25 protein-coding genes are annotated in these 22,194 nt (G+C 46.5%); 9 read left to right on the top strand and 16 right to left on the bottom strand.

All coding sequences use genetic code 11. The annotated features are described in order from the left end of the window. Positions 1 to 2: 2 nt before the first annotated feature. On the top strand, positions 3 to 674 hold the full coding sequence (locus BMZ72_RS01695; protein ID WP_089804620.1) for an HAD-IA family hydrolase: 672 nt from the start codon (positions 3 to 5) through the stop codon (positions 672 to 674). A gap of 124 nt (positions 675 to 798) precedes the next feature. On the opposite strand, the gene BMZ72_RS01690 is transcribed toward BMZ72_RS01695, so the two are convergent. Next, positions 799 to 1,038, bottom strand: coding sequence for a hypothetical protein (locus BMZ72_RS01690; protein ID WP_089804619.1), 240 nt, complete (start codon positions 1,036 to 1,038; stop codon positions 799 to 801). A gap of 149 nt (positions 1,039 to 1,187) precedes the next feature. Here BMZ72_RS01690 and BMZ72_RS36485 point away from each other — a divergent pair, with 149 nt between their 5' ends. Further along, a complete protein-coding gene (locus tag BMZ72_RS36485) occupies positions 1,188 to 1,361 on the top strand; it encodes a DUF305 domain-containing protein (protein WP_177222655.1) in 174 nt (57 codons plus the stop codon). Positions 1,362 to 1,374: 13 nt separating this feature from the next. Continuing rightward, positions 1,375 to 1,767, top strand: coding sequence for an SPW repeat domain-containing protein (locus BMZ72_RS01685; RefSeq protein WP_089804617.1), 393 nt, complete (start codon positions 1,375 to 1,377; stop codon positions 1,765 to 1,767). A gap of 51 nt (positions 1,768 to 1,818) precedes the next feature. On the opposite strand, the gene BMZ72_RS01680 is transcribed toward BMZ72_RS01685, so the two are convergent. Genes BMZ72_RS01680 through BMZ72_RS01635 form a run of 10 tightly spaced genes read right to left on the bottom strand, consistent with a single transcriptional unit; the run spans position 1,819 to position 9,326 of the window. After that, positions 1,819 to 2,799: a TIGR03885 family FMN-dependent LLM class oxidoreductase gene (locus BMZ72_RS01680; RefSeq protein WP_089804615.1), complete on the bottom strand. Its 981-nt coding sequence runs from the start codon at positions 2,797 to 2,799 to the stop codon at positions 1,819 to 1,821. A gap of 42 nt (positions 2,800 to 2,841) precedes the next feature. Further along, complete coding sequence (locus tag BMZ72_RS01675) at positions 2,842 to 3,093, bottom strand: hypothetical protein (protein WP_089804613.1); 252 nt, start codon at positions 3,091 to 3,093, stop codon at positions 2,842 to 2,844. Between the two features lie 38 nt (positions 3,094 to 3,131). Next, positions 3,132 to 3,671: a 4'-phosphopantetheinyl transferase family protein gene (locus BMZ72_RS01670; RefSeq protein ID WP_089804610.1), complete on the bottom strand. Its 540-nt coding sequence runs from the start codon at positions 3,669 to 3,671 to the stop codon at positions 3,132 to 3,134. Continuing rightward, a complete protein-coding gene (locus tag BMZ72_RS01665) occupies positions 3,668 to 3,931 on the bottom strand; it encodes an acyl carrier protein (RefSeq protein ID WP_255373076.1) in 264 nt (87 codons plus the stop codon). Before BMZ72_RS01665 ends, BMZ72_RS01670 begins: the two co-directional genes overlap by 4 nt. After that, the gene (locus tag BMZ72_RS01660; protein ID WP_089804608.1) at positions 3,928 to 5,199 is read right to left on the bottom strand and encodes a beta-ketoacyl-[acyl-carrier-protein] synthase family protein; all 1,272 of its coding nucleotides are present in this window, start codon (positions 5,197 to 5,199) and stop codon (positions 3,928 to 3,930) included. The genes BMZ72_RS01665 and BMZ72_RS01660 overlap by 4 nt, the downstream gene beginning before the upstream one ends. Continuing rightward, positions 5,192 to 5,638 carry a 3-hydroxyacyl-ACP dehydratase FabZ family protein gene (locus tag BMZ72_RS01655; RefSeq protein ID WP_089804606.1) on the bottom strand — a complete coding sequence of 149 codons (447 nt, stop codon included), beginning with the start codon at positions 5,636 to 5,638 and terminating at the stop codon, positions 5,192 to 5,194. Before BMZ72_RS01655 ends, BMZ72_RS01660 begins: the two co-directional genes overlap by 8 nt. A 3-nt stretch (positions 5,639 to 5,641) precedes the next feature. Then, positions 5,642 to 6,439 (bottom strand): SDR family NAD(P)-dependent oxidoreductase, encoded by a 798-nt coding sequence (locus BMZ72_RS01650; RefSeq protein ID WP_089804604.1) that lies wholly within the window; start codon positions 6,437 to 6,439, stop codon positions 5,642 to 5,644. Further along, positions 6,433 to 7,485, bottom strand: coding sequence for a type III polyketide synthase (locus BMZ72_RS01645; RefSeq protein WP_089804601.1), 1,053 nt, complete (start codon positions 7,483 to 7,485; stop codon positions 6,433 to 6,435). The genes BMZ72_RS01650 and BMZ72_RS01645 overlap by 7 nt, the downstream gene beginning before the upstream one ends. Continuing rightward, positions 7,482 to 8,195, bottom strand: a complete 714-nt coding sequence (locus BMZ72_RS01640) for a methyltransferase domain-containing protein (protein WP_089804599.1) — start codon at positions 8,193 to 8,195, stop codon at positions 7,482 to 7,484. The genes BMZ72_RS01645 and BMZ72_RS01640 overlap by 4 nt, the downstream gene beginning before the upstream one ends. Positions 8,196 to 8,201: 6 nt before the next feature. Continuing rightward, positions 8,202 to 9,326: an NAD(P)/FAD-dependent oxidoreductase gene (locus BMZ72_RS01635; RefSeq protein WP_089804597.1), complete on the bottom strand. Its 1,125-nt coding sequence runs from the start codon at positions 9,324 to 9,326 to the stop codon at positions 8,202 to 8,204. Between the two features lie 135 nt (positions 9,327 to 9,461). Between BMZ72_RS01635 and BMZ72_RS01630 the strand changes: the two genes are divergently transcribed. The 5 genes from BMZ72_RS01630 to BMZ72_RS01610 all read left to right on the top strand — a co-directional run bounded on the left by BMZ72_RS01630 (position 9,462) and on the right by BMZ72_RS01610 (position 14,936). Continuing rightward, a complete protein-coding gene (locus tag BMZ72_RS01630; RefSeq protein ID WP_089804594.1) occupies positions 9,462 to 10,379 on the top strand; it encodes a bestrophin family protein in 918 nt (305 codons plus the stop codon). 451 nt (positions 10,380 to 10,830) lie between these two features. Continuing rightward, positions 10,831 to 11,115, top strand: a complete 285-nt coding sequence (locus BMZ72_RS36480) for a hypothetical protein (protein WP_177222654.1) — start codon at positions 10,831 to 10,833, stop codon at positions 11,113 to 11,115. 107 nt (positions 11,116 to 11,222) lie between these two features. Next, on the top strand, positions 11,223 to 12,941 hold the full coding sequence (locus BMZ72_RS01620) for a carbamoyltransferase family protein (RefSeq protein WP_089804593.1): 1,719 nt from the start codon (positions 11,223 to 11,225) through the stop codon (positions 12,939 to 12,941). A gap of 10 nt (positions 12,942 to 12,951) precedes the next feature. Next, positions 12,952 to 13,923, top strand: coding sequence for a glycosyltransferase family 2 protein (locus BMZ72_RS01615; RefSeq protein WP_089804592.1), 972 nt, complete (start codon positions 12,952 to 12,954; stop codon positions 13,921 to 13,923). A 2-nt stretch (positions 13,924 to 13,925) separates the two neighbouring features. Continuing rightward, positions 13,926 to 14,936 (top strand): glycosyltransferase family 9 protein, encoded by a 1,011-nt coding sequence (locus tag BMZ72_RS01610; protein WP_089804590.1) that lies wholly within the window; start codon positions 13,926 to 13,928, stop codon positions 14,934 to 14,936. Here the strand turns inward: BMZ72_RS01610 and BMZ72_RS01605 are convergent. From BMZ72_RS01605 to BMZ72_RS01585, 5 genes are all read right to left on the bottom strand, one after another. After that, entirely contained in the window at positions 14,889 to 15,920 is a 1,032-nt protein-coding gene (locus tag BMZ72_RS01605) for a glycosyltransferase family 9 protein (protein WP_255373075.1), read from the bottom strand. The two genes, BMZ72_RS01610 and BMZ72_RS01605, sit on opposite strands and share 48 nt — an antisense overlap. A 69-nt stretch (positions 15,921 to 15,989) precedes the next feature. Beyond that, the gene (locus tag BMZ72_RS01600; protein ID WP_089804586.1) at positions 15,990 to 17,474 is read right to left on the bottom strand and encodes a PfkB family carbohydrate kinase; all 1,485 of its coding nucleotides are present in this window, start codon (positions 17,472 to 17,474) and stop codon (positions 15,990 to 15,992) included. Beyond that, a complete protein-coding gene (locus tag BMZ72_RS01595; protein ID WP_089804584.1) occupies positions 17,450 to 18,046 on the bottom strand; it encodes a D-glycero-alpha-D-manno-heptose-1,7-bisphosphate 7-phosphatase in 597 nt (198 codons plus the stop codon). Before BMZ72_RS01595 ends, BMZ72_RS01600 begins: the two co-directional genes overlap by 25 nt. Then, positions 18,043 to 19,311, bottom strand: coding sequence for a glycosyltransferase (locus BMZ72_RS01590; RefSeq protein WP_089804582.1), 1,269 nt, complete (start codon positions 19,309 to 19,311; stop codon positions 18,043 to 18,045). The genes BMZ72_RS01595 and BMZ72_RS01590 overlap by 4 nt, the downstream gene beginning before the upstream one ends. A 17-nt stretch (positions 19,312 to 19,328) precedes the next feature. Continuing rightward, entirely contained in the window at positions 19,329 to 20,372 is a 1,044-nt protein-coding gene (locus tag BMZ72_RS01585) for a glycosyltransferase (protein WP_089804580.1), read from the bottom strand. Between the two features lie 449 nt (positions 20,373 to 20,821). Here BMZ72_RS01585 and BMZ72_RS01580 point away from each other — a divergent pair, with 449 nt between their 5' ends. Next, a complete protein-coding gene (locus BMZ72_RS01580) occupies positions 20,822 to 21,979 on the top strand; it encodes a zinc-dependent alcohol dehydrogenase (RefSeq protein WP_089804578.1) in 1,158 nt (385 codons plus the stop codon). The last annotated feature ends 215 nt before the right edge of the window (positions 21,980 to 22,194 follow it).

Raw genomic sequence — 22,194 nt, 5'->3', positions numbered from 1 at the left:
ACATGCAAAAGCCCGGATGTATCATATTTGACTGTGACGGCGTATTGGTAGATAGTGAAGTGATTGGTGTAAGAGTACTTTTAGATATGGCATCCGAATATGGCGTGACCATGGACCTCCAGGAAGCAGTAGAAGAATTCAGTGGCATCCGGCTGAAAGAAGGTATCAAAATGTTGCAGCAAAAGGCTAACAGCCCCTTTCCGGAAGATTTTGAACAGGCATTCCGGAAGCGTTCATATGAGGTTTTTAAAACGGAAATGCGCCCTGTAAATGGTATTAAAGCCGTACTTGACAGTCTGACCATACCGTTCTGCGTTGCCTCCAGCGGTCCCGTAGAAAAGATGAAGCTGAACCTCACCATTACCGGCCTGCTACCTTATTTTGAAGAAGGCAACAGGATCTTCAGCGGTTACGATATCAATAGCTGGAAACCTGACCCGGGGATCTTCCTGCATGCAGCAAAACAAATGGGCTTCTCTCCTGCGGAGTGTGTAGTGATTGAAGACAGTAAGGCAGGCGTGATTGCGGCACATAGGGGTGGATTCAAAGTATATGGTTATGCAAAACCATTTAATGGTGAAGAACTTAAAAAAGAAGGGGCCAATGTTTTTTATGAAATGAAAGAATTATTAGGCATTCTTCACTTAAACAATGCCGCAGTACAGCTCCCCTGAGGCTGATGTTTCTTCGCTGATCAGATAATACGTGTATACTGAACCACACTTCTACGTAAATATCTCTCTTAATAAAAGTCCGGAACTCCCATAAGCTCCGGACTTTCACATTACATTCTTGCTGTTAGTCATGGCCTTCTGTCTTCACAATTTTATTGTAAATGCCTAGTAACAGAAATGGCGCAGCCCATTGTCCTACAAACAGACTGACATGCTTCTGTTTCAGGCATTGTAATGCCAGTGATACCCCCATAGCACCTATTGCTGCCCATAGAAAAGTATCTGATGGCAGCTTCGCCGTCTGGTTTTCAATCGCTTTGGCGACCGGTCCTTCTTCATGGCCCTGATTAAGTATTGAACTCATATGAATTGTTTTTTGATGATAGAATCATGTTCATGACTATACAAGCTGATAAAACTATGCCAGCAAAGTGATGGTACCCTTTTTGCGCCACATCTGTAAATTATAAGAGATGAAAAGACTAAACTTGGGCTGGATAACATCAGGCGACAATGGAAAAACCGGATAAAGCAGCGCATAACATGAAGGATGCAGCACGGCAACATTATGCGCAGAAGACACTGCCTATCGTCACCGCGCACCTGGACGAAGCCAGAAACATGCGGGAAGACATGCGTAAAGCTTATGCGCCGGAACAATTCGACGATATGGAATCTTATCAGTAATAATCTGTTTACTATGCCACTTATAACCACCAAAACACATGCACTGCTAGACTTTACATCCGGGATACTGCTCGTCGCCACGCCCTGGGTGTTTGCATTCCACGACGGCTCTATCGCCAACTGGGTATCTGTTATTTACGGCGTCATTATTCTAATAGTCTCCATCATTACCAATTATGAAGGTGGATTCGTCCGCATCATCAGTATGAGAACCCATCTTACAATAGACGTCGTCGCAGGTATAATACTGATGGCATCTCCATGGTTGCTTGGTTTCGCCGACAGGATATTCCTGCCACACCTGATCATCGGAGGCTTTGAACTGATGATCGGACTACTGACCGACAGGACACCATTTCTCCTGGGAAAAGAAATGTCAGTCAGGACGGCACATCATTCCAAATAGATCACTGTTCAGTATATTTCTTTATAGGGCAGCCAGCCGCTATACCTGTAGTCATAATTTTCCCTTTTGGGATAAACGGATATGGGGTAAAACTTTATCACCGAAATCACGGATGAAGCGTTCCTGATCGCGGTGAACATTGTGCAAAATAATGCGGTCAAAACCAAGGTCCACGTAATGTTGAATTACGCTGATACACTTTTCTGCACTGTCTGTAATAAGCATTTTCTCCGCTATATCTTCCTGTCTCACATAATTACTAATGCTGTCAAACTGTGTTGGCCTGTTAAGATCGTTCAACACCTCCGGTGCGAAGAAATTTGTACGCCACTGGTCATAAGCAGCATCCATAGCTTTCTTTTCAGTTGCTGCGTACGAGAATGCCATCTGCAGATAAACAGGTTTTCCAGCACCTCCGTTGTCACGGAAAGCATCTGCAATCTTTTTAAGTTGCTCATCACCTGTATCTACCGTGATAAGCCCATCTGCCCAGGCGCCTGCCCAGGCAGCAGTCTTTTCGGACAAAGCCGCTACCATTAACGGAGGAATAACAGCAGGAAGTGTATAAAGCTTTGCTTCTTTTACCCGCACCAGACCATTATGTGTGACCATTTCGCCCTCCAGCAGCCGCCTTATCACCTGTGCACATTCCAGCAACCGTGCATTCCTTTCCTCTTTGTGTGGCCATATATCACCCGTAATACACTCATTCAGAGCTTCACCGCTGCCCAGTTCGACCGAATACCTGCCCGGGAACATTTCACCTAACGTGGCAACGGCCTGTGCAACAATTGCCGGATGATAACGCTGTCCGGGCGCACATACCATACTAAAGGGCAATGTAGTGGCCTGCATAGCTGCGGCTATCCATGAAAAGGAAAAGCCGCTCTGTCCCTGCCGCTCACTCCATGGATGGAAGTGATCGGAAGAATGAACTGCCTGAAATCCGGACTGTTCAGCTGCAATAGCATACCGCAATAATGCAGAGGGCGGATGTTGTTCGTGAGATGCATGATAGGTGATCTGTGTCATACAGAACAACCTGCTATCTCCATACCAAACTCACTATATATGTCATGTAGCTTGTCCTTTGAGTTCCCAATGGTCTTTGATACGATTGCCCTCACGGTCATATTTCAGCGTACGTGCATAACGCTCGCCCCTGACATTTCCGTCAGCAGTTCTTTTGCCAATAAAAAGTAAAATGGGATTGCCTTCTTCATCCGTTTTAAAAGAGAGATCGTTGCCTTTGTATTCCATATCCAGCATAGTAGAAGGCGCATATTGCTTTGCGAGTTTTTTGATAAGATCATCGTTCAGTTTCATATGTCATGTCTTTACATGACATATTCAAAAACTGCACCTTACAATTGTGCCTTTTTCCTGACCAGGCCATAATACTCGCCATGATGACTGATAGAAACAGGAAGCGGAGCATCATTGTAACAATCCATCATATAGGGTATGCCATCCTGATTTTTCATCAGTGCACATTCTTCAAACAGATGTATCGGCCAGCTGTTACCTGTGTAAATATCCAGGCTGTCAAAGAAGATCTCATGTGCTACAGCGACGGTATGTATACAGCTATCCTGTCTGTTACTGATGAAGGCATAGCTTTTTGATTCGTGGAATATTCTGCCGGTGAAAGAATGCCCCTCCTGATGTAATAAAGTGCAGTCAAACTTTACAGGGTTATATATCCTGACATTCGTTACGCGGTTAACGATCTTATAAGCTGCCTCTTTACAGCTCCAGAGCAGCCATACCATGTGGGAAGGCTCACTGGCCCCACAGATCATTTCCTGCTCGGCAGCTGTAAAGATCTTGCCCAGATATCCTTTTCGTTGCCAGTTACTTTCCTGACAGGCGAGCCGGAGATCTACAATGTCGTTGCCGATCATTGTCCGCCGAGTTTGGCTTCAATGATCTCTATCGCCGATTTCACATTCAGCATATGTTCCATCGCCTCATTGTCTATCACTATGTTGAATTGTTCTTCTACATCGAGTATCACATCTACCAGGTTGGCAGAGTTGATCTTAAGGTCCTTTACAAAATCCGTGTGTTCATTGATGTTTTGTAAAGCTTCCTGGTCTTTCGCATACGGTTTGACGATCTCTTTTAATTGTGCGATCAGCGTTTCTTTATCCATCGTTTTCATTTGTACTTCTTTAAAATCACGCAGGCATTGACATCTCCAAAGCCAAAGCTGGCCTTCGCGATCAAATTTAGTTCTTTATAGATCAACTGCCGGGGTATTTTTTCCGGATCCACAATCGCCGTAATCTCCGGATGCAGGTCTTCGCAGTTGATATTGGGGAATAAAAATCCTTCGTGTAATTGCAGCACTGCTGCTACCAGTTCGATACTGCCCGAACCGCTGAGACAATGGCCGATCATCCCTTTCAGCGCATTCAGATAAGGGAAATCCTGCCCTCTTCTATCAAGTGCGATACTCCAGTTCTCTACTTCCAGTGCATCCTTACCCGTTGCTGTCAGGTGGCCATTGATCGCATCTATTTCTGCGGCATCGATGCCTGCCGCTTTCACGGCCTCTCTGATACAACGCTGCACGGCAATACTATTAGGCGCTGTCATAGAACCATCGCCCCTTTGTGCACCCGAATTGACATGCCCGCCTAGTACTTCTGCATAGATCGTAGCGCCTCTTTCTTCTGCGCTTTCCAGCGACTCCAGTAATAAAGCGCCTGCGCCACTACCTGGTACAAAACCACTCGCAGAGGCACTCATTGGCCGGGAACCTGCTGCAGGATTGTCGTTATGTTTGAATGTGCAGACTTTCAGTCCGTCGAAACCACCCCATATATAAGGCCCTGCATCGCTGGTACTACCTGCCAGCATGCGTTTTGCATAACCATTACGGATACGGTCATAAGCCATCAATACGCTCTCTGCACCCGTCGTACAGGCAGATGAATTGGTTGTTACCTGATTCGCCAATGCCAGTTTACCACCCAACCAGGCACTGATGCCACTCGCCATGGTTTGCGGTACGACCGTACTACCTAGACGACGTACATTCAGGGCGTCCACTTTATAGATCGCTTCCCGTAGTTTGTCTACACCGGCAGAACCTGCGCCAAAGATGGTACCGCTATCCCAGTCGGCCGCCAGTTCAGGCCCCGTAGGTAACTGCGCATCTTTCCAGGCATCCATACCAGCGATCAGTCCGTAGAGGATACCGTTGCTGTTAAAGCTTCTGAGTTCCAGCGGATCAAGATATTGCAGCTGCAGGCTTTCCGGCACTTCAGGTTTTCCTGCGATCTGGCAGGAGAACTGTAAAGCAGCCAGTTCTGCATCATGACGGATACCGGAAGTACCTGTTTTGATCGCTTCCGTAAAAGCAGGAATGCCCACGCCATTAGGCGCCGCTACTCCCAGACCGGTCACAACAACTCTTTTATTCATATGGTTTCGTAATGATCATTCCGGCAATAACGCCACCACACACTTCTTCCTGTGCTTCGTTTTTCATGGTCACCCGGCACTTCAGTTTACCAAAACGGAAGTACACTTTCTCTCCTTCCACCGTCACTTTCTCCCCCGGAAAAACAGGGCGCATAAATTCCATTTCGGTGGATGTGAGTCCGAAGCTCATATGTTCTCCCAACTCCTCATCTTTCATCAGATAGATTCCCAGACAAACAAGTCCGATCTGCGCCGTCACTTCCGTCAGGATCACACCCGGTGTAACCGGATAACCTTTAAAATGTCCTTTATAAAAATCCAGGTCTTCCCGGAAGGTAAAATGCCCTTTTACTTTATCGTCGTCAATATGGTCGAGACCATCGACAAAAAGAAAAGGAGCTGTAAAGGGGAGCTTGTCCAGGATTGCTTGTACAGTCATATATCAGCTGATATGTTCACCACCGTTCACCGGTATCACGGCGCCATTGATCCAGGCTGCTTCATCTTTACATAACAGATAAACAGCATTGGCAACGTCTTCGGGACTTGTCAGCCGGTGAAAAGGGTTCCTTTGTTTTGTATATGCGATCAATGCTTCACTACCGGGAATAGCCTGTAGAGAGCGGGTATCAGTCACACCAGCCTGAATACAGTTGGCCCGTATACCCAGTGACGCAAATTCCAGGGCCATATTACGGGTAATGGCTTCCAGGGCGGCCTTGGCTGCTGCTACGGCAGCATAATGTGCCCAGGCACGGCTGCTGCCTTCACTGGTGAAAGAGAGGATCCGGGCATCAGCTGCAAATAATTGTTGCTGTATCAATGCCTGTGACCAGTCATACAGACTGATAGCCATACTGTCCAGTGTGATGCGAAAATCATCAGTACTGAGTACGGCGTTGTCTGTATTATACATCGCTTTCAGATTACCTTTTGCGATGCTATGCACGAGGGTTCTGATACGGCCTTCACGCCCCATCGCTGCTTTCAGCGCCTGTATAACATCGTTTCTTTTTTCTGCCTGCAGCGCATCTGCATTAAAGCTGAGCACTTCTACACCGTTGGTGCGTATAGCTTCGAATTCCCGGTTGATCCGTTCCATGTCTACACGTGGATCACGGTGTACGATACAGATATGCATCCCATGCTGCGCCAGTTTATGGGCCGTTGCCAGTCCCAGCCCATTGCTGCCGCCGAGTATGAGGGCCCAGTACCGGTGTGCAAGAAATTCTTTTACCATTGTAACAATATTCGCTGTGCAGAAAAACCTGGTCCGAAACTCAGCATCAGACCTTTGTCACCTGCCGGTACCCCTCTGTCCATAAAACGCTCGAGTACATATAAGACCGTCGCGCTGGACATATTACCATATAAACGTAGTACTTCTTTGGTATCGTCTATATTCTTTCCCATATCACTAAACAACTGCTCTACCGTCTGGATGATTTTCTTTCCGCCGGGATGGAAGATCAGGTGTTGTATATCTTCTATGCGGCAACCGTGTTTATCGAGAAAGGGATGTACGATAGCGGGAAAGTGTGCGGCAATCGTATCAGGTACTTCTACATCGAGTACCATCTGCAGACCGGTATTGGTAAGCCGGAAGCCCATCATATGTTCTGCTTCGTAGAAGTGGTACATATCTTCACCAAGGATCTGCGGCCCGGCATCTTCTTCATGTGAAGACAGGATCACACAGGCGGCACCATCACCAAAGATGGCGGCACTCACGATATTGGGCATGGAATAGTCTTCCAGCTGAAAAGTAGCGGTGGGTGATTCTACGGCAATAACAGCCGCCCGTTTACCGGGATTGGCCTGTAAGAATTTCTTTGCGTAGATCAAACCGGAGATACCTGCGGCGCACCCCATTTCAGTAACGGGTAAACGCACAATATCCTGCCGTAGTTGCAGGAGATTGATGAGGTAAGCATCCAGTGAGGGGATCATGATACCCGTGCAACTCACGGTGATAATATAGTCCAGCTCCTGTGGCGCCAGACCAGCTTTTTCCAGTGCACCTTCCAGGCACTGACGGCCAAGCTTCACCACTTCCCTGATATAGATATCGTTTTTTTCTTCGAAAGAAGTACTGGTAAATACTTCCTCTGGGCTCATGATAGAATAGCGTCTGTCAACAGCGGCATTCTCAAAGATCTTTTTAACTTTTCTCGCGAAACGGTCTTCCTGGCCGGACAACCAGACATCCAGAAAAGGCATGATCTCATCTGTACTTCTGGTATATGGAGGTAAGGCTTTCGATACTGCTGTTATTTTAACGCTCATACATTATTAATTATCCACTGATAACGGAAAGCCCATTTCCATTTGAGTGTATATTGATTGAAGTTAAGTTTTTGCGACAGTTGTTCAATTTCTTTTCTTTTAAAACCCCGGAGGATAGAAATAAGGCCATCAGATTTAGCCATCTTACCCAATCCGGCGATCCAGCTGAATACCTGGAACAAGCGATAAGCTACAGCGCTTCTCTGGAGATCATTGATCACGATACCTAAGGCGGCATTCCTTCTGAAGAGAGACATCAGCTTCAGGATCTGCTTTTCCTCGAAGTGATGCAACGTAAGCGTACACAATGCGATATCATATTGCAGGTTCCGGAACCCGTCCTGCATAATATCCATGCAATAGTAAGTGATTTCCGGGTATTCTGCGGATAGTTCACCAGCATAATCTACAGTAAACCGGTTGGCGTCAATACCAATTAACCGTACCCGCCAGTTGCATTTACGGGCCAGTTTCGCCACTGACCGCAGCATATCTCCATTACCGCAACCAATATCTGCAATGGTGATCATCTTTCCTTCGGACACATCTTCCATCAGTGCGCAAACGCCATCAAGCGTGATCCTGTTCCCTCCCAATATCCTGTTAATGTAAGCGATCTGGTCCAATGTATTACGCAGGGTCTCTCCTTCCATCAGGAAGTCATCCATAATCTCCGGAGCAAGGGTCCGCTGTTGCGTATTGACAAACATGTGTAACTAGTTGTTTAAAGGTTTTCCGTGTGTTTGCCGGATAATCACTGACAGTAAGCCGGGAAATAGCGTCAATCCCCGCATTGCTGCCGCCCCTAACTGCTGTTTCCTGAATATGGCCGACAGTAGTCTGCCGGTTGCCATTCTTTTCCCGAACGTCACATGCCATGTGCTGTTATACCCTCTTTCCAGTTCCTCCCTGGAGGAGACATTCCCTGAGAAGAAGGACAATAATTGTTCCGAAGCGATCTTGGCACTATGAATAGCCATCGCCATACCGTTGCCGCAGAGTGGGTGAATGAGTCCGGCAGTGTCGCCCGTCATAAGAATATGCCGGTCTACCTTCTGTTTCTCTGCAAAGGAGACCTGACTGATACTCAACGGACGTTCAAAAAGCGGTTTGCTGCCTTCAAAAACGGCTTTTAAATGCGGGTTCCGATATAATACTTCCTCCCGGTGTGCATCGATATTTTTATACTTTTTAAACGTATCATAACTAACCAGGTAACAGATATTGATGATATTATTCTCCACTTTGGAGACGCCACAATACCCTCCCATGAAATTGTGTAATGCTACCAGTCCGTCGGGAAAACTACCTTCATAATGGCTCTTTACCGCCAGCCAGGGAGATTTCTGTACGGTGAAGTCACGTTCCAGTTGCTGGTCCAGGGCTGCCCGTTTACCATATGCCCCTATCACAAAACGGGCGCTCAGCACACTGCCGGCCACTGTATTGACCTGGAAAGCGTCGTGCTCAAACACAATGTCACTGACGGTGTCTTCCAATATGACCCCACCGAAAGCCAGTACCTTTTGCATCAGGAAATGGTCCAGGGCATACCGGCTGATACCAAAACCTCCCAGGGGCAGCGCAGACTCCACGCTTTTACCGGAAACGGTTGATATACAGACCCTTTCAATACGTGCAGGCTGTAGCACGGCAGGATCGGCTCCCAGCCATTGGAGGTAGGGCAATACTTCATTGGAGATATACTCTCCACAAACCTTATGCTTCGGAAAGGAGTTCTTCTCAATGACAGTAACGCGCAACCCTGCACGTAACAGGTGCAGGGCACTGGTTAATCCGGCCAGCCCGCCTCCCACAATGATGATATCATTTACCGGCATTGGACTTAACTAATTGGTTTTAAGCTTCCGAACATCAAAATGACAACTATATGTTGCAACAAGTGTACGTCAAATTCCTGAAATGTGGAACCCGGAGTAACACCGAATTCATAATTTTGTGTGCAAATCCGTCCCATGATCATCAGAAAGAAAGAGAACTGGTTCAAGATGTTGTTCGTAATGAAAGGTTCTGTGCTGCCGCGGGTACTCCCCCGCCTTGTGTTATTACTGATACTATCTCTTTTGGTAGTGTATGCAAGGGGTTCCTTCTTTCATATGAAGGTCCAGCTGAATCCTGCTCCCTTTACACTTTTCGGTATCGCGCTCGCACTCTTCCTTGGATTCAGGAATAATGCCAGTTATGACCGCTTCTGGGAAGGCCGGAAATTATGGGGCGCTTTACTGAATGATACACGCTCCCTTGCCAGACAGGCGCTCACCCTGGGTACTTATCCGAAAGAGGCACCTGAGCCGAAGGCGTTCATCCAATATCTGATCGCCTTTACATATAGTCTGAAACATCAGTTGCGCCGGACGGATGCCGCTTCTGATATCGACAGACTTTTACCAACCTCCCTGGCAACCAGCATCAAAAGTGCTCACTACAAGCCCATCATCCTGATGAAAGAAATGGGTGAATGGATACAGACAGCCAAACAGGACGGAAAGATCGATTCTATCCTGCAGGCAGCATTTGATGAAAACCTGAATAGACTCTCAGACATCGTCGGTGGTTGTGAGCGACTGGCAGGCACGCCGATCCCATATACCTATAGCGTACTCTTACATCGTACTGTTTATATATACTGCCTGTTATTACCTTTTGGTTTTGTTGACAGCCTGGGATGGATGACGCCTGCTATTGTAACATTTATCGCCTACACATTCGTAGCGCTGGAAGCCATTGCAGATGAACTGGAAGAGCCTTTCGGTCTGGCCCCTAATGACCTGGCTCTGGATGCCATGAGCAGGATGATTGAAAATACGTTACTGGAAATGACAGGTAAAGCGGTTGTGCCTGATACACCTCCGGCTGACTACTACATCAGCTGATGTGTTATAAATAAAGAGGGACCGGCTTTCACCGACCCCCAAGTCCACCTTATCTAAAACCATAAACTTTATACATGCCGGGGAGGCTTCCCCATTGGCAATAACGTTCACTTCAGTACTTTGAGTTTGCTTATATCGCATCTTAAGACGCCAATGTTGCGTCACCAGATCATCCAGGTAACAATGCAGCGAAACGTCAGTCAGAGAAGATGCTCCCGCTTGTCGCTTTATACATCAGGAGTCAAGATATAACAGTGACTATAAACATGCCATGAATGATTTAATGTAAGCGTTTCTTCTAAGGTGTTTCTCATATTACATACGTGTGTAGATAAGCTTTCCCCTTTATGGTGCAGAAGGCTATTCTTCACCTGTTTAGTGTAGTGGCGTAATCTTTGAGCCATATATATAGTACAGCGGCTTATTATTTCATTCCACTAAAAATATTTTTATGCAAACAGTAGAAAACATCCTGCAACCAGAGGATGACAAAGACCCATTAAATGCAAACCTGGCTGAAGATCAAAATAACTCTACCGACAACACAAATCAAAATGAAGATCTGGAAAGCGAAAGCGATCTGGAAGAAGATGATCTGGAAGAAGACGAAGAGGATGAGGAAGATGAGGAAGAGCTTGATGATGCGCCTGAACTTGATGAGGAAGATCTCGATGAAAACAAGCTGTCAGAAGATGACGCAGACAAAGTTCAATGGGAACCTCCTAAAAATAGTTAACCCGTAGCGTAGCTGCGCATAAATAGGGGCAATGAATGAACATCCACCATTCATTGCCCTTTTTAATGTCATCCGCGCCCATCGGAAAAGATAAAACCTGATTTTATATGTACACTCTTGGAATCAACGCAGCCTTTCATGACTCCGCAGCATGCCTGGTAAAAGATGGTCAACTTATCGCGGCCGCAGAAGACGAACGTTTCACGCATATCAAACATGGGAAAAGGCCTATTCCTTTCTCTGCTTATGAACTTCCCTACCACGCAATAGATTACTGTTTAAAAACCGCAAATATCCATATCAGCGATGTTGATCACATTTCTTATTCTTTCGATCCGTTTATTCTGCTGCCCGAAGAGGATGCAGCAAAAAGTCTGATAGATATACCATTGAGACAACCTTCGCAATTTATGCCTGAGAAATGGATCTCTCCATGGGACCCCTTATTTCTCTCTGCGATTATTAATGCCCCCGGACAGCTGACGGATGGCTATCCGCATCATCTGCAACAACGTTTTCGTGGTGCACAGTTCAGTAATGACCAGTGGCATTTTGTAGAACACCATTTGTGTCATGCAGCCAGTGCTTTTCTGCCCTCACCCTATCATGAAGCAGCTGTATTGACAATAGATGGGCGTGGTGAAAAAGCCACCACTACCTTCAGCATGGGTAAAGGCAATGATCTGCAACGTATCAGTCAGGTGGATATGCCGCATTCGCTGGGGTTATTGTATGAAAAAGTGACTACACATCTTGGTTTTCTTCATTCTTCAGATGAATATAAGGTGATGGCGCTGGCATCATATGGCAAACCGGTTTTTGTAAACGCATTCCGTTCGATGATCAATATACTCGATAAGGGACAGTATGCGATCGATGACGAGCGCATGGTAGAATTACTAGGCCCCGCAAGAAAAAAAGGAGATGAGTTCACTGCGCATCACTTTAATATCGCGCATTCACTACAGGCTGTACTGCAGGAATCCGTGCTGCAACTCGCTGATTGGTTATACAAAGAAACACAGGCAGATAATCTTTGTTTTGCAGGCGGAGTTGCCTTAAATTGTGTATTGAATGCAAAGATCAGGGACGCCGGTATTTTTAAAAATATCTGGGTACAACCTGCCTCTGGTGATGCAGGTACAGCACTCGGCGCTGCTTTATGGACAGATGCAAAAGAACGTGGAAGCCAGGAAAAAACCTTCCGCATGGACCATGCTTACTGGGGCCCGGAATATGGCGATGATGAAATAAAAGCCTTTCTCGACTGGACAAAAACACCGTATACAAAACTGGAGAACGTAGCGGAAGAAACTGCCGCATTGTTAGCACAGGACAAGATCATTGGCTGGTATCAGGGACGTATGGAGTTTGGCCCCCGCGCATTAGGCAGCCGTTCTATTCTTGCATCTCCTATCTCCGCCAGTATGCAGTCCAGGCTCAACGAGGTCAAAGACCGCGAGGACTTTCGTCCGGTAGCGCCCGTTGTGCTGGAAGATTTGGCGGCTGAATGGTTTGACAATGCGCACTTCTCTCCTTTTATGCTGTTCGTATACAATGTGAAGGAAGATAAAAAAGATAAAATTCCGGCAGTTACACATGTAGATGGTACTGCACGTATACAAACCATTAACCGGAACCAGCACCCGCGTTACTATGATCTTTTACAGGCCTTTTATCAAAAAACAGGTGTACCCGTATTGATCAACACCTCATTTAACACGTTAGGCAAACCCATCGTATGTACACCGCGGGATGCAGTCGAATGCTTCTGGTCATCCCCTTTTGACGCTTTAGTAATAGGTTCTTTTCTTGTTCAGAAATAAAACTGTCGCTATGGAAAAAAAAGTAAGCGTTGTTATTCCCTCTTATCAACGCCCCGAATTACTCTCCCGCTGTCTGCGGGCACTGGAAGTCCAGGAATTTGATCTCAGTGCAATAGAAGTGATCGTCGTCAGTGATGGCCCTGATAGATATACCCGTCAGGTAGCCTGTAGCTGGAAATACGCAGGACTGGTAGATGTCCGGTACCTGGCACTGCCAAAGAAAAAGGGTCCGGCCGCGGCAAGAAATGCCGGTTGGAAAGCGAGCGAAGCTGCTTTAATCGCATTTACAGACGATGATACCCAACCGGACCCTTTGTGGATACAAAGTATCTGGAATGGCTGGAAAGGAGAACCGGCCATTGTCTATACCGGCCGTGTAGTGGTGCCTATAAAAGGACGTCCTACCGATTATGAACTCAATACAGCGCAACTGGAAAAAGCGGATTTTGTTACCGCCAACTGTGCCTGTACAAGAGAAGCCCTTGAAATGGTAGGCGGCTTTGATGAATCATTTGAAGCTGCATGGCGGGAGGATAGTGATCTGGAATTCCGCCTGCTGCAACATAATATTCCGATCTATCACCTGCAACAGGCGATTGTGGTACATCCGGTGCGAAAAGCAGGATGGGGAGTAAGTATCAGAGAGCAGAAGAAAAATATTTTCAATGCTTTACTGTATAAAAAGTTCCCCCGGGAATACAGAAAACGTATACAAAAGCGGCCGGCCTGGAATTATTATATGATGATCCTGTTCTTCATACTGGGCACGGGTTCTCTGCTGACAGCCGAATATACGACCGCCACCGTTTCTTTTGGTGCATGGTTATTGCTGATCGGATTATTTGCAGGCAGACGGCTGCGGCATACATCGCGTAGCACGTCGCATGTGCTTGAAATGATCGTTACATCAGCAGCCATACCCTTTGCAGCTGCCTACTGGAGCTTGTATGGATCATGGCGTTATAAAGTACTTTATCTGTAAACATGCAAACATCCATTAAAAAGATTGCCATCTTCCGTGCGTTGCAACTGGGAGATATGTTATGCAGTGTACCGGCATTCCGTGCCCTGCGTACTGCTTTTCCGGAAGCACATATTACGCTGCTGGGATTACCCTGGGCAGCGTCCTTTGCAGAACGTTTCCATCATTACCTCGATGAATTCGTACATTTTCCCGGTTATCCCGGTTTGCCGGAACAACCGGTAGTACCTAAACAGGTCCCTCCTTTCCTGATGGCTATGCAGGAACGACAGTTTGATCTCATATTGCAGATGCAGGGAAACGGGTCCATTGTAAATCCAATGGTGGCGTTATTGGGTGGACAATATACGGCCGGTTACTGGCGCCGTGAAGACGGTTGTCCGGATGCCGGCCTTTTCCTCGAATACCCCGAACAGGTATCGGAGATAGAGCGCCATCTTCAACTAATGGAATATCTTGATATTCCGCTTCAGGGTACGCACCTTGAATTTCCCATCACTGCGAAGGATGTGGAAGCGTTCAATCAGTTATGTCTTCCGCTGGAAGCACAGGAATACCTTTGTGTCCATCCCGGGTCAAGGGGCAGCTGGCGGCAATGGCCGCCACATATGTTTGCTGCAATGGCAGATGAATTTGCAGAGAAAGGATGGAAAATTGTATTGACAGGAACCAAAGATGAGCGGCCATTGACGGAAGAAGTGGCGGGACTTATGAAACATAAGTCTATTAACACGGCAGGATTGACGACACTGGGAAGTCTGGGCGTATTGATAAAAAACGCGCGGGCGCTATTATCCAACTGTACGGGTGTCTCACATATGGCTGCTGCATTTGAAACGCCCAGTGTGATTATAAGTATGGACGGAGAACCTGCCAGATGGGCGCCGCTAAACAAGCAATTGCATTATACGATAGACTGGACGACCGACCCTGATTACGAAATAGTATTAAGACAGGGCATCCGGCTACTCGAGACTACCGGAAGAGGCGCGGCGCATGGCCAGCATCGATGACACTGTTTCTGCTATACGCATTGGTGTGGCAAGCGGCAACTCCTCCCGGGAAAAAGACTGATAAACATATCTCACCACCTCGTTCTTACTTTGCAGGTTTGTGGGTACATCAAAATACAGTACTTCGTTACTGACACACCAGGGTGTATGCTGCGGATTGGTCAATGCATACAATACCAGCACAGGCGTATGAACAGCAGCAGCAATATGCACCGTACTGGTATTGACAGATACCAGTAATGGCGCATGCGCAATAAGTACGATCAGCTCCTGCAAACTAAACAGGCCCGCAGCGGCAAAACACTTCCCTCCTATACCTGCGGCAATAGCGGTAGCTTCCGTCTCATTGCTTTTGCCTGTGATCAGCAACTGATAATCCTTTTGTACCAGGATCTTTCTACCTGCGGCAATCCAGTCTGCCACTGCGTACTTCCTCTTTTGTTCAGAAACTTCCGGATGCAGTATAATCCAGGGTTGTTCAGGATCTATACCAATTGACTGTAACTTATTCCACACCAGTGGCCATAATCCTTCACGCACACGTATGCTTAACTGTCTGTCTTTTACAATACATCCTATGCGGGTTACCATTTCAACATCTCGCAGTACCTGGTGCCGGATAAAACTATAGGGCTCTTCATCCGGTATCCAGTGCGTCAACAGATGATATGGATTCTCCCGGCAATAAGCCAATCTTAGCGGAATTTCCGCCAGGTATGCCAACAGAATGGATGGCATAGGATTCTGACTATATACAGTGAAAATTACAGCCGCGTCGAAGCGACGTTCTTTCAGCTGTTGTACCAGTTCGTGAAACTGTGAAGGAAGAGCAACGTTACTGGTCTGCACCCAGGGCACATCGCAGATAATAGCATCGTCTATCTCAGGAATTTCAGGAACAACTGCGGCCCCCATGGTGGATACGAGTACCGTGATATGACAATGGAGTGTTTCTTTCAGGGCTTTGATAGCTGGTGTACTCATCAAAAGGTCTCCTATATTATCCGGCCGTATACACAATATACGGCGGCAGGAATGCCATTCATTTTTCATTTATGCTTCCGCTAATTTTAAAACAGGCGTTGTATAGATGCGTTTAATAATCAGGGTAGTAGAACGATCCGGCACAAGTGGCAATAGTACTATTTCGCCTCCATACTCTTCTACTGCTGCTGCTTCAGGCAGCGATTCCCTGCTGTAGTCTCCTCCCTTGGCAAATACCGCGGGCTGAATGATACGGATCAGGGGTTCCGGCGTGTCATTGTCTTCACTGCCAAAGGAAATAAGGTGCGTAATTGCGCCTAATCCCGCCAGTACCTGTATGCGGTCAGTCAGCGTGTTAATCGGGCGTTCCGCACCTTTCAGCCGTTTGATACTTTCATCTGTATTGACCCCTACGATCAATACATCTCCCAGAGAAGCAGCTCTTTCCAGATAGCTGACATGTCCGCTATGCAGAATATCAAAACAACCATTTGTGAACACGATCTTCCTCCCCTGTGCCTTATACATATTACACAATGCATGCAGTTCGTCTGAGTCACGAACATATTTATCTTTCATTGAGAAATAAGCCATCAGCTCCCCCTGTTTGCAGTGCGCAGTATCACTCTTCCCGATAGCCACTGCAGCAGCCGCACCAGCTACTTCAGCTGCGGTGACGGGTAGAGCGCCGGAAAGGCAGGCGAGCATAAATGCACTGATATAAGTATCACCTGCACCAGACACATTAGGACTATTGACAGGGCGGGCAGCGGTATGACACAGGAGCTGATCTTCCTGGAAGATCAATGCACCTTCTTCGTCCAGTGTAAGCGCTATGACACGCGCATTGGTTGCTTCAAAGATCGCTGCGCCGGTTTCCTCCATTTGTCTGGCTTTAGACGTGTTTATTTCCGGTAATCCAAGTAATGCGGCCGCTTCCTTATAATTAGGCTTTACCAGGTCAGGCCGCAGTTGCTTATACCGCGACAGTAGTTTTGCATCCACTGCAATGAACTTTTTATGTACCTGGTTCATCTTTTCCAGAGCATCGATAATTCCATTTGTGATCAGCCCTTTATTGTAATCAGCAATCAGAATAGCATCATGTAAAGGCAGCTGCTGCTCAAGCAACGCTATTAATTGCCTTTCGCAATCTTCATCCGGTTGCATTTCTGTCCCCTCGTCATAACGGGTGAGCAGTTGCTGTCCGGCAATCACCCTTGTTTTAGTGATCGTCCTTCTGGTATCACACCTGATCACTTCATTTCTTATACCCTCCTTTTCCAGGAGGTCTGCTGCAAGTCCGGCGGCATAATCATCTCCGGTCAGGCTGACGAAAGTAACGTTTGCGCCAAGGTTACGCAGATTAACCGCTGCATTGGCGCCACCGCCCAATACAGAAGTATGAGAACTGATATCCACGACGGGTACCGGCGCTTCCGGAGAAAGACGGGTACTTGCACCTCTGAGATATGTATCTATCATCAGGTCTCCTAATACCAGGACCGCCGGTTGCACAAAAGACCTGATCAATGTCTGATATATGAGTTCCATATCCTTGATTTTTCTATTGAATGACTGGCAATCAGCTTAGCTGCTTCCAGCAAGTCTTTTGCGATATATTCCGGCCGGGAATGTTGATTCATTTCCCATACCGTTTCATTCCCGTTATTAATTAATACCGACTTACAGCCTGCGCGGTTTCCGGCCTCCACATCATGCAGGATATCACCTATCATCCAGGATTCACCAAGAGAAATCCTCAATTCCCTTGCCGCCCGTAATATCATTCCGGGCAAGGGTTTACGGCAGATACATGCTGACGCATATCCGGCTACTTTCCCCGCAGGATGATGCGGACAATAATAGAATCCGTTCAGCCGGATATCTGCTGCTGCAAGCAAATCCCGCACAGTAGCGATCACAGGTTGCATGTCTTCTTCTTTGAAGTAGCCATGCGCAATACCTGACTGATTGGAGATCACGATCAGGGAATATCCCTTCCGCTGTAACAACTGTAAGCCCTCAATGGCGTTATATTCAAGTGCTATTTTATCGGGATCTACATTGTAAGGCACATTCCTGATCAGTGTTCCATCTTTATCTATAAATACTGCCTTCTTCATAAACTGAGTCTTTCACCTTTGCCGGAATTCTGTTGATGGACAACGCTGCCACATCCGATGATCTGTTCGTACACAGCCTGCATATCCCTGGCTACCAGTTCCCAGGTAAATAATTTGTTGATCCTGCGGACAGCATTCGCACTCATCTCTCTCAGTCTTACAGGAGAACGTAACAGTGAATTAATCTTTGCAGCCAGTGCATCCGGATCTTTCGGCGGCACGAGTGCGCCTGTCTTTCCTTCTGATACGCTGAATTTGATTCCACCTACATTACTGCCGATGACTGGCGTTCCACAGGCCATCGCCTCCAATGGCGTAATGCCGAAAGGTTCATACCAGGGGGTAGTAATAAAGAGATCAGCGGCTGCATAATAGTATTTCAGCTCTTCCCGCTCCTTTTGTCCGGCGAAAACAACCTGCTTACTGATATTAAGTTCTTCCGCCAGCGAACGCAATCTATGCAACTCATCAACAGTATCGGCGTCTCCTCCTACTATAAGTAGTTTTATTTTAAGATCTCTGAATGTAAGTCTGGACAAAGCAGTGATCACATTATCTACTCCTTTCCTTGGTACCATCCTGCCCAGCTGCAAAAGAATACGGTCATCCTGAGAGAGCTTTAGCAGTGAACGTGCAACAGACTTATTCATCGGGTAAAACTCCTCCATATTTACCCCGCAGGGTATAATGGTGATCTTATCTACAGCTGCGTGATAGTAATTAATCAGATCATCCCTGTCCTGCGGACATTCGGCAATGATCAGACTGGCTTCTTTTACAGCCCTTTCTTCAATATTGATACGTTCTTTGGGAAAAGCATCGTTATTCCCCTGATGAATGCGCCGGATATGCCCTAATGCGTGAAACGTGACGACAAATGGTATATTGAGTGCTGCTTTTATATCCATTGCCACCAATGCCGACATAAAGAAATTGGCATGCACCAGTTCATAAGACAGCTGCTCATCCTGCATAAACTGCAACATGTCGCTGGTAAAAGCAGGCATATACTGTAAGAGTGTTTCTTTAGGTATATCTTTCGCCGGACCTGCATCTACGTGTATGACCCTGATCATATCGCTGAAAGTAAATACTTTAGGCAGTTCCTGATTGTCCCTCCGGGTAAAAATATCGACCTGGTAACCTTTATGGGCCAATTGCCTGGCTACCTCTCCCACGTATACATTCTGTCCTCCTGCATCAGCACCGCCCAAAGCAGCCAGTGGCGAGGCATGCTCGCTGATAAATGCAATTCTCCGTCCCATAAGTTTGTATGATTTTATCAGATGTCGCTGGCAATAGTACTCCGGTCAGCATCTGCTGTCTGTTTACCGAAAAGCTGGTCAGTGTAGATCAACTCATTCATATTCCCATTACATACGTTTTGAAATAACCGCTCCCAGTCAGCAATAAAACGGTCGATACTAAAGCGTTTCATGGCTGTCGCCTTTGCTTCTGCACCCATTTGCGCAGCGAGTTCAGGTTCATTCAACAACAGCTTCATTTTTTTAATGAGGTAATTGATATCAGTATGGATAAAACCGTTCTTTCCATTCTCAATAACGGTGACCAGCTCTGTAGTGGCTAGTCCGACAACTGGTAAACCCTGCATCATTGCCTCACAGACAGCCAGCGCAAGACTGGTATGTCTTACCGGATGAAAATAGAAACGGTATCTGCTTCTGAATGATGGTAACTGCGGATGTAGGATCTCTCCGAGACCGTCTTCTCCATTACCCATACCTACCAGGTCAACCGGCAATATATTCCGTACCTGCTGAAAAATATCCCAACCAAGTCCTCTGCCGCGCTGCGGGAGGTGATTGATCGTAACGATTCCCTTTGCCAGGTCACCGGTATACGGTGCATCCGGCATAGTCACACCATGCTCAATGACAGTAGCCGGCGTGCGGTTATTATCCCACATAAGCCGGTTGTAATGGGTTACATGTACAAGACAGATACGACGGTCATTTACCACGTGTCTTGTTGTTACAGGATTCTTTGCGGGCGTATTATGTTCCAGATAAACCCTGGGCAGCCTGCGTTGTGAAGGAGACAGGATATCATACTGATCTACCAGATAATCCTTGGTAGATTGGTATAGAATGACGTCGAAATCAAAGTCCTTCACCATCTTAACCGGAATCTCATGAACATTATCTCCAAATGGAAATGTCTTCCCCTTTCCGTAATACCCAGGTGTGCGTTGCTCGTTGACAGGAATATAGATATCGAAATTGCCCTGAGACAGGTAATACAGATAACTTCCGTGAATGTGCCAAGTAAAAATTTTCAGCCTGGGCCTCTGCTGTGTAGTCGTCATATATATAATTAAATAGGATTGACAGTTGGTAACAAAAATGTGCTTAAGGCCTTCCCGATGTATCTCTTATTCACCAGACAATTAATCTTACTGATCTAAAATGGGCTCGTAGAAAGGAAGATCAATAAACAAACCAATCTTGCCATTCTGAAATAATTGATTTATAGGATTTTACTTTTGCATATTGTGATTCATTGTAAAGGGCTTCGTTGAAGCACTTCCAGGGCGGACGCTGCCGTTAAATAGTCATATACTTAGCTGGTATTTATTTATCACAGGTATAATAACACATTGCCCCAAGAGTTCTACACTTGATGTATGCTATTCACAGAACAGCCACAAGCTGTATCTAAACTTCATGAACATAACCATGGCATGATTTTACAACACAATTAACTGTTCTATCGATTCCCGTCCTCATATCATCTCTTTACAAAAAAATTCATCTTATGAAGGCAGCTGTGTTTCACAAAATCGGAGACATAAGTGTAGACACCGTGGAAGATCCACGTATCGAATATCCGGAAGATATCATTGTGAAAGTGACCTCAACTGCCATCTGTGGCTCGGACCTGCATATTTATGACGGGTTCTTTCCACAGCTGAAAGATCAGGTGATGGGACATGAATTCATGGGTATTGTAGAAGATGCCGGGTCGGGCGTTACCAAACTGAAAAGAGGCGACCGGGTAGTTGTACCCTTTCCTATCGCCTGCGGTCACTGTTATTTCTGTGATCATCAGTTACCTGTGCATTGTGAGAACAGTAACAAAGAGCATTATGGTCCGCAGGGAGATATGACTTCCGGCAAAGGCGGCGGATTGTTTGGTTACACAGATCTCTACGGCGCTTATGCAGGCGGACAGGCAGAATACGCGCGTGTGCCATTTGCGAACTTCGGTCCGCGGGTAGTACCGGACAATCTTACAGACGAACAGGCGCTCTTCCTCACAGACATCTTCCCTACCGGTTGGTCAGCCATTGACTGGGCACAGTTAAGAGGCGGCGAAACAGTCGCTATTTTTGGTGCAGGTCCGGTTGGGCTCATGGCCCAGAAAGCGGCCTGGATACAGGGAGCAGGTCGTGTAATTGCTATTGATCCGGTGCAATACAGACTGGATATGGCCAAAAATACCAACAAGGTTGAAACCATTAACTCTTCCGAATCTGACCCTGTTCAGGCTATATACGATCTGACACATGGACGGGGCGCAGATGTATGTGTGGATGCTGTAGGCATGGAAGCAGACAGGAGCTTCCTGGAAAAAGTAAAAGCAGTGATCAACGTAGAAAAAGGTACCGCCAAAGTTCTGGAAAACTGCTTCAAAGCAGTAAGACGTGGTGGTACAGTAACCGTAGTAGGCGTCTATGGCAGTCCGTACGACAACTTCCCGGTACACCGTATTTTTGATAAAGGAATTACCATCAAATCCGGACAGGCGCCTGTGCACAGATATATCGATAACCTGATAGAGCTCGTTGCATCAGGTAAAGTGACACTTAATGATATTATTACTCATAAGTTACCGCTGTCTGCTGCAAGTAATGCGTATGATATTTTTAAGAAGAAGGAAGACGGTTGTGTGAAGGTTGTATTAAATCCGTAATTAAGGAAAAGGCGTCCGCCAATAGCGCGACGCCTTTTCCTTATACAGACTGCATCACTTCGATACTTATACTGCCTCGGTAATGTGGTTAGAGTACTCTCCCTATTCAGAATGCTGCGCCACCAGTAATCAATTGTTGTAACTACTGATCGATGGTTCCCATACCATTCGTTATTGCCCGTCGGGCATGCTAATTGATCCTTTCTCAGCGAACA

The sequence above is a fragment of the Chitinophaga sp. YR627 genome, from assembly GCF_900114995.1.
Lineage (GTDB): Bacteria > Bacteroidota > Bacteroidia > Chitinophagales > Chitinophagaceae > Chitinophaga.
The sequence above is the reverse complement of the archived record's forward strand: the minus strand, read 5'-3'. Positions and strand labels throughout refer to the sequence as shown.

Coding starts and splice junctions, on each gene's coding strand:
- BMZ72_RS01695 (WP_089804620.1), top strand. CDS start 3: ATGCAAAAGCCCGGATGTATCATATTTGACTGTGACGGCGTATTGGTA.
- BMZ72_RS01690 (WP_089804619.1), bottom strand. CDS start 1,038: ATGAGTTCAATACTTAATCAGGGCCATGAAGAAGGACCGGTCGCCAAA.
- BMZ72_RS36485 (WP_177222655.1), top strand. CDS start 1,188: ATGGAAAAACCGGATAAAGCAGCGCATAACATGAAGGATGCAGCACGG.
- BMZ72_RS01685 (WP_089804617.1), top strand. CDS start 1,375: ATGCCACTTATAACCACCAAAACACATGCACTGCTAGACTTTACATCC.
- BMZ72_RS01680 (WP_089804615.1), bottom strand. CDS start 2,799: ATGACACAGATCACCTATCATGCATCTCACGAACAACATCCGCCCTCT.
- BMZ72_RS01675 (WP_089804613.1), bottom strand. CDS start 3,093: ATGAAACTGAACGATGATCTTATCAAAAAACTCGCAAAGCAATATGCG.
- BMZ72_RS01670 (WP_089804610.1), bottom strand. CDS start 3,671: ATGATCGGCAACGACATTGTAGATCTCCGGCTCGCCTGTCAGGAAAGT.
- BMZ72_RS01665 (WP_255373076.1), bottom strand. CDS start 3,931: ATGAAAACGATGGATAAAGAAACGCTGATCGCACAATTAAAAGAGATC.
- BMZ72_RS01660 (WP_089804608.1), bottom strand. CDS start 5,199: ATGAATAAAAGAGTTGTTGTGACCGGTCTGGGAGTAGCGGCGCCTAAT.
- BMZ72_RS01655 (WP_089804606.1), bottom strand. CDS start 5,638: ATGACTGTACAAGCAATCCTGGACAAGCTCCCCTTTACAGCTCCTTTT.
- BMZ72_RS01650 (WP_089804604.1), bottom strand. CDS start 6,439: ATGGTAAAAGAATTTCTTGCACACCGGTACTGGGCCCTCATACTCGGC.
- BMZ72_RS01645 (WP_089804601.1), bottom strand. CDS start 7,485: ATGAGCGTTAAAATAACAGCAGTATCGAAAGCCTTACCTCCATATACC.
- BMZ72_RS01640 (WP_089804599.1), bottom strand. CDS start 8,195: ATGTTTGTCAATACGCAACAGCGGACCCTTGCTCCGGAGATTATGGAT.
- BMZ72_RS01635 (WP_089804597.1), bottom strand. CDS start 9,326: ATGCCGGTAAATGATATCATCATTGTGGGAGGCGGGCTGGCCGGATTA.
- BMZ72_RS01630 (WP_089804594.1), top strand. CDS start 9,462: ATGATCATCAGAAAGAAAGAGAACTGGTTCAAGATGTTGTTCGTAATG.
- BMZ72_RS36480 (WP_177222654.1), top strand. CDS start 10,831: ATGCAAACAGTAGAAAACATCCTGCAACCAGAGGATGACAAAGACCCA.
- BMZ72_RS01620 (WP_089804593.1), top strand. CDS start 11,223: ATGTACACTCTTGGAATCAACGCAGCCTTTCATGACTCCGCAGCATGC.
- BMZ72_RS01615 (WP_089804592.1), top strand. CDS start 12,952: ATGGAAAAAAAAGTAAGCGTTGTTATTCCCTCTTATCAACGCCCCGAA.
- BMZ72_RS01610 (WP_089804590.1), top strand. CDS start 13,926: ATGCAAACATCCATTAAAAAGATTGCCATCTTCCGTGCGTTGCAACTG.
- BMZ72_RS01605 (WP_255373075.1), bottom strand. CDS start 15,920: ATGAGTACACCAGCTATCAAAGCCCTGAAAGAAACACTCCATTGTCAT.
- BMZ72_RS01600 (WP_089804586.1), bottom strand. CDS start 17,474: ATGGAACTCATATATCAGACATTGATCAGGTCTTTTGTGCAACCGGCG.
- BMZ72_RS01595 (WP_089804584.1), bottom strand. CDS start 18,046: ATGAAGAAGGCAGTATTTATAGATAAAGATGGAACACTGATCAGGAAT.
- BMZ72_RS01590 (WP_089804582.1), bottom strand. CDS start 19,311: ATGGGACGGAGAATTGCATTTATCAGCGAGCATGCCTCGCCACTGGCT.
- BMZ72_RS01585 (WP_089804580.1), bottom strand. CDS start 20,372: ATGACGACTACACAGCAGAGGCCCAGGCTGAAAATTTTTACTTGGCAC.
- BMZ72_RS01580 (WP_089804578.1), top strand. CDS start 20,822: ATGAAGGCAGCTGTGTTTCACAAAATCGGAGACATAAGTGTAGACACC.